Raw genomic sequence first — 5,846 nt, 5'->3', positions numbered from 1 at the left:
CTCATCCTCGATGCTGCCGACCATGTGTTCGGCCAACACGGCGTCACCGCGCCGCTGGACCTGGTGGTCGAGCGTGCCGAAGTCGGCCGCGCCACCCTGTATCGGAATTTCCCTGACCGCACCGCGCTGATCCAGGCGCTGCTGCAGCGCACGGTCGACCGCATCCGCCGCCAGGTCGAGCAGCTTGGCGACCGCGACGACGCCCTGTTCGAGGTGTTTGAAGGCATGGCCCAGCGCATCGTCGATTCGCCGGCACTGGCCGATTACTGGCGCGCGGTCGATTCGGACGTGCCGGCCATGCGCACCGCACGCGAGACCGTGCGCGACCTGCTGGAAGCCCCCATCGCCCGCGCCAAGGCTGCTGGCCTGTGCCGGCCCGACCTGGAGAAGACGGATATTTCACTGATCTCGGGCATGCTGGGGGCGGCCCTGCGCGGCAAGACCCGCGATGAGCGCGCCCAGCTGGCCGGGCGTGCCCTGCAGCTGCTGCGCGGGGGACTCCAGGGAGCAGCCAGCGGGGAACGCTGATGGTGCAGCCGTACCTCAAGCCGGTTCCGGAGTGGGAGGAGCACGAGAAGCCGACCATGCCCGGTTCGGCATCGATGCCCTGGCACCCGCCTTATCGGCGTGCAGCCTATGCACTGGTGTCGCTGCTGGTGGCCATCACCGGCGGCCTTGGCAACGCGCTGGTAACGGCCAACCTGCCCTTCCTGCAGGGGCAACTGGCACTCACTCCCACCCAGGGCAGCTGGCTGGTGGCTGCCTACGCCATGGTCAACGTGACCGCCAACCTGCTGGCCTTCAAGTTCCGCCAGCAATACGGCATCCGCCTGTTTGCCGAGATCGGCCTGGGGCTGTACGCGGCGCTGGCGGTGCTGCACCTGTTCGTCGGCAGTTTCGAGACCACCATGCTGACCCGCGCCGCCAGCGGTTTCGCCGGCGCGGCCTGTTCGACGCTGGGGACGCTGTACATGCTGCAGGCGCTGCCGCGGCGATTCACCGGCAACCTGCTGGTGATCGGCGTCGGCCTGTCGCAGCTGGCGGTGCCGATTGCCTGGATCGTCTCACCCGGCCTGGTCGATACCGGCCAATGGCACCAGCTGTATTCGTTCGAAGCGGGGCTGGCGCTGTGCGCGTTTGCCGCCGTGGTCGTGCTGAAGCTGCCGCCGGGAATCCAGGTCAAGGCCTTCGAACCGCTGGATTTCCTCACCTTCGCCCTGCTCGCGCCTGCCGTCGCCCTGCTGGTGGTGGTGCTGGCCCAGGGCTACACGCGCTGGTGGTTGAACACGCCGTGGCTGGGCTGGGCGCTGATCGCCTCCATCGTGCTGACCACCACCGCACTGATCATCGAACACTACCGGCGCAACCCGCTGCTGCAGATCCGTTGGCTGTCGACCCTGCCGGTGATGCACTTCATCGTCGGCGCCTTCCTGATCCGCTTCCTGACCACTGAACAGTCCTACGGCGTGGTCAACCTGATGCGCACGCTGGGCATGGGACCGGACCAGATGCGGCCGCTGTTCGTGGTGATCCTGGCCGGCGTGGTCACCGGCATCGCCGGTGCGTCACTGACCTTCGGCCCGAAGCGCCTGATTGCGCAGCTGTTGATGGCGATCCTGCTGCTGGGTGCCGCCGCGTTCTTCGACCAGCACCGCACCAGCCTGGATCGCCCGCACGACTTCTACATCAGCCAGTTCCTGGCGTCGGTTGGCGCCGGCATGTTCATGGGCCCGCTGATCATGCTTGGCATTTCCGCCGCGTTGAAACAGGGCGTGGACCACATGATCACCTTCCTGGTGACATTGTCGATCACGCAGACGCTGGGCGGACTGGCCGGCTCAGCCGTGCTGGGAACATTCCAGCTGCATCGCGAGCAGCTGTATTCCAGCGCGCTGACCAGCCAGCTCGATCCAGCCTACCCGGTGGTGGCACAGCGCCTGCGCATCCAGCAACAGCTGTACGCAGCGCAGATCACCGACCCGGTGCTGCGCAGTGCCCAGGGCAGCGCGCAGCTGGCGCAGACCACCCGCCGCGAAGCCAACGTGCGAGGCTTCAACGATGTGTTCACCCTGAGCGGTTGGCTGGCAATCGGTTTCCTGTGCTGGTTGCTGCTGCTGTCGCTGCGTACCGCCGTACGCAAACAATGGCGCAAGCGCCATCCTTCCTCCCCCGCTGCGGCTGCGACCGCGGCACCGCGCTGAGTCCACCGTCATGCCTCCCGTCCCGCCCCGTCCAGACGACACCGACGCTGCCGAGAACGTCACCCCGCCGCCGCCCACCGATGCGGCACCGGCGGCGACGCCTGCCGCGCCCGCCGCCGCGCCGAAGTACCTCAAGCCGAGTTCGCGCAGCGTGGTGGTGATGGTGGTGGTGGCCCTGCTGGGCATCGCGCTGATCCTGCGCGCCTGGCACCTGTGGCCGTTCACCAGCACCGTGATGGTGACCGACAACGCCTACGTGCGCGGTCAGATCACGGTGATGGCGCCGCAGGTGAACGGCTATGTGACCGACGTGCTGGTGAAGGACTTCCAGCACGTGAAGCAGGGCGAGCCGCTGCTGCGCATCGACGACCGCATCTACGCGCAGCGGGTGGCGCAGGCGCAGGCCACGTTGGACAGCGCGCGCGCGGCCCTGGCCAATTCGGACCAGTCGCAGGCGCAGAACCGCGCGCAGATCGCTGCGGCGCGGGCCACGCTGTCGGCCGGCCAGGCCGAACTGCAGCGCTCGCGCAACGAGGCCAAGCGTTACGAGGAACTGGCGGCGCAGCAGCTGGTGTCCATCAACGACCGCGACAAGTTCCGCACCAGCCAGGCCTCGGCGCAGGCCAGCGTGCAGCAGTCGCAGGCGCAGATCCGCATCGCCGAAGAAACCCTGGTCTCGACCCAGGTCTCGCGCAAGAGCCTGGAAGCGCAGGTGGAAAGTGCGCAGGCACAGCTTGAGCTGGCCCGCATCGACCTGGCCAATACGGTGATCCATGCGCCGCGCGATGGGCAGATCAGCGAGGCGAGCGTGCGCGTGGGACAGTACGTAGCCGCCGGTTCGCAGCTGCTGTTCCTGGTGCCCGATGCATTGTGGGTGGTGGCCAACTACAAGGAAGGCCAGACCTGGCAGATGAAGATCGGGCAGCCCGCCTCGTTCTCGGTGGATGCGTTCCAGGGCCAGGTGCTGCGCGGACGGGTGGAGCAGATCGCGCCGGCCACCGGATCGGAGTTCAGCGTGCTGCGCCCGGACAATGCCAGCGGCAATTTCACCAAGGTGGTGCAGCGGCTGCCGGTGCGTATCTCGATCAACGGGGACCAGGAACTGGCGGCGCGGTTGCGGCCGGGCATGTCGGTGATCGTGCGGGTGGATACCGCGACCAAGCCGATGGACTAGGGCGCCGGCCCGGTGGAGTCGAGCCATGCTCCATGCTCGGCTGCATTGTTATGAAATGGGGTCAGATCCCTTTGCCACTGGCAAAGGGATCTGACCCCAATCCCGAGGAAGCCGGCCAGCGGCCGGCACTGCCCTCGCATCAGCCTGCGCAGCGGGCGCAGAGTCCGTGTACTTCCAATGTCTGTGCCTGCGGTTGGAAGCCGAGCTCCTTGGCCCGCTTTTCCAGCTGGGTCACGATCTCGCGGTCTTCCAGTTCCACCGCGCTGTGGCAGCTGTTGCAGATCAGGAACGGCACCGAATGGGCCGCACTGCTGGGGTGGTGGCAGGCCACGAAGGCATTGACCGATTCCAGCTTGTGCACGAAGCCATTGGCCATGAGGAAGTCGAGCGCGCGGTACACGGTGGGCGGGGCGTCAGCGCCCACACCCTTGCCGTTGCGCACCCACTCCAGCAGCTCGTAGGCCTTGACCGGCTTGCCGGCCTCGGCGATCAGCTTGAGCACGTTGGCGCGGATGGGGGTAAGGCGCAGCCCGCGCTCGCGCGAGACACGCTCGACCACCGCCACGAAATCCGAAGCGTMGTGGACATGGTGGTGCGGGGCCGTACAGGCGGTTTTGGCGGACATGCGCGTTCTCCAGTTCGGGCGTGGGCCGCAGGGCTCAGGCCGTTGCTACCTTGGTGATGGCCACATCGATGCGTTTCAAGGCCTGCTCGCGGCCGGCCAGGTACACGGTATGGGAAATGTCAGGGCTGACCTGGGTGCCGGTGATGGCCACGCGCAGCGGCTGGGCGACCTTGCCCATGCCCATTTCCAGCGCGGCGGCTGCATCGTGCAGGGCCACGCCAACGGCCTCGGCGGTCCACTCCGGCAGGGCTGCCAGCAGCTCGCGGGCCTTGCCCAGCGGCAGTTCCGCACCGGCCTTGAAGTGCTTGGCCACGGCCGCTTCATCGTATTCGTTCAGCGGCTGGTACCAGACCACGGCCTTCTCGGCCATTTCCTTCAGGGTCTGCACGCGCTCGCGCAGGGCGATCACCACGTCCACCGGCGCCGGGCCAGCGGCCACATCCAGGCCCAGCTTCTGCAGCTGGTAGACCAGGTGCGGCACGATCGCGGCCGGCTCCTCGGTCTTCAGGAAGTGCTGGTTGACCCAGCCCAGCTTGGCCATGTCCAGGCGCGAGGCCTTGGAATTGCAGTCCTTCACATCGAACAGGTCGATCAGTTCCTGGCGGCTGAACAGTTCCTGGTCGCCGTGCGACCAGCCCAGCCGGGCCAGGTAGCTCAGCAGCGCATCAGGCAGGTAGCCGGCGTCCCTGTACTGCATCACGTCGGCCGCGCCGGTGCGCTTGGACAGCTTGGCGCCCTGCTCGTCCAGGATCATCGGCATGTGGCCGAACTTCGGCACCGGTGCGCCGATGCCTTCGTACAGGTTGATCTGGCGCGGGGTGTTGTTGATGTGGTCGTCGCCACGGATGACTTCGGAGATCTTCATGTCCCAGTCGTCCACCACCACCGCGAAGTTGTAGGTGGGGTAGCCGTCCGGACGGAAGATGACCATGTCATCCAGCTCGCTGTTGGCGATCTCGATGCGGCCCTTGATCAGATCATCGAACACCACCGTGCCTTCAAGCGGGTTCTTGAAGCGGATGACGCGGTTCGGGTCGTCCCTGTACGGCAGGCCCTGCTCGCGGGCAGCGCCGTTGTAACGCGGCTTTTCCTGCCTGGCCATCGCGGCCTCGCGCATGGCGTCCAGCTCTTCGCGGGTTTCGTAGGCGTAGTACGCCTTGCCGTCGGCGATCAGCTGCTCGGCCACTTCCTTGTACCGGGCGACGCGCTCGGTCTGGTAGAACGGGCCTTCGTCGTAGTCCAGGCCCAGCCACTCCATCGCCTCCAGGATCGCATCGATCGCACCCTGGGTGCTGCGTTCACGGTCGGTGTCCTCGATGCGCAGCACGAACTCGCCGCCACGATGGCGGGCCTCCAGCCAGCAGTACAGCGCGGTGCGGGCGCCACCGATATGCAGGTAGCCGGTGGGACTGGGGGCGAAGCGGGTGCGGCAGGTCATGGAGGGCTCGAGGAACGGGTATCCCCCGATTTTACCAGCCCTCCGCCCCCTGCGGAAAAAGGGGACGGAGGGGGGCAAGTCACTATTGCCGCGCTCCCGGGAGAACGCCGATGCAGCGGAGGGGAAACACGACTTGATCCCCTCCGTCCCTTTTTCAGGGCTCGGGCTTGCGCGGGAACGGCTGCTCGCGCATGGCAGCGTGGTAGGCGAAGGAGGCGACGATGGCGGCGGCCTGCTTCAGGTCTTCCGGTTCGGCGTGGTCCCAGGTGTCCAGGTGGCTGTGGTGGACGTTGCTGAAATAGTCCAGCTTGTCCTGGATGAACTGGAAGCCCGGCAGGCCGATGCGGTCGAAGCTGATGTGGTCGGTGCTGCCGGTGTTGCGGGTGGCCACGGTGGTTGCACCCACGT

At 66.9% G+C, this 5,846-nt stretch carries 6 protein-coding genes; 3 read left to right on the top strand and 3 right to left on the bottom strand.

Annotated elements, in window-relative coordinates; all coding sequences use genetic code 11:
• From AC1VAN_RS08765 to AC1VAN_RS08755, 3 genes are all read left to right on the top strand, one after another.
• Nucleotides 1-528, top strand: a 528-nt coding sequence (locus AC1VAN_RS08765) for a TetR/AcrR family transcriptional regulator (protein ID WP_480985643.1), incomplete at its 5' end; no start/stop codon positions are given.
• Nucleotides 528-2,201 carry an MFS transporter gene (locus AC1VAN_RS08760; protein ID WP_480985642.1) on the top strand — a complete coding sequence of 558 codons (1,674 nt, stop codon included), beginning with the start codon at nt 528-530 and terminating at the stop codon, nt 2,199-2,201. The genes AC1VAN_RS08765 and AC1VAN_RS08760, both read left to right, overlap by 1 nt.
• Nucleotides 2,202-2,211: 10 nt before the next feature.
• Nucleotides 2,212-3,375: an HlyD family secretion protein gene (locus AC1VAN_RS08755; RefSeq protein ID WP_032976052.1), complete on the top strand. Its 1,164-nt coding sequence runs from the start codon at nt 2,212-2,214 to the stop codon at nt 3,373-3,375.
• A gap of 139 nt (nt 3,376-3,514) precedes the next feature.
• Here AC1VAN_RS08755 and AC1VAN_RS08750 read toward each other — a convergent pair whose 3' ends face one another.
• The 3 genes from AC1VAN_RS08750 to AC1VAN_RS08740 form a co-directional block, all read right to left on the bottom strand.
• A complete protein-coding gene (locus AC1VAN_RS08750) occupies nt 3,515-4,000 on the bottom strand; it encodes a transcriptional repressor (protein ID WP_480985641.1) in 486 nt (161 codons plus the stop codon).
• 34 nt (nt 4,001-4,034) lie between these two features.
• On the bottom strand, nt 4,035-5,438 hold the full coding sequence (gene gltX / locus AC1VAN_RS08745) for a glutamate--tRNA ligase (RefSeq protein ID WP_442251708.1): 1,404 nt from the start codon (nt 5,436-5,438) through the stop codon (nt 4,035-4,037).
• A gap of 154 nt (nt 5,439-5,592) precedes the next feature.
• Nucleotides 5,593-5,846, bottom strand: a 254-nt coding sequence (locus AC1VAN_RS08740) for a M28 family peptidase (protein WP_480985640.1), incomplete at its 5' end; no start/stop codon positions are given.

The organism is Stenotrophomonas sp. 05L44_2, from assembly GCF_056665995.1.
Note: the sequence above shows the minus strand (reverse complement) of the source record. Positions and strands in the feature narration are given on the sequence as shown.

Bases quoted from the DNA above. Each gene is read 5' to 3' on its own strand.
- AC1VAN_RS08760 (WP_480985642.1), top strand. From the start codon at position 528: ATGGTGCAGCCGTACCTCAAGCCGGTTCCGGAGTGGGAGGAGCACGAG.
- AC1VAN_RS08755 (WP_032976052.1), top strand. From the start codon at position 2,212: ATGCCTCCCGTCCCGCCCCGTCCAGACGACACCGACGCTGCCGAGAAC.
- gltX (WP_442251708.1), bottom strand. From the start codon at position 5,438: ATGACCTGCCGCACCCGCTTCGCCCCCAGTCCCACCGGCTACCTGCAT.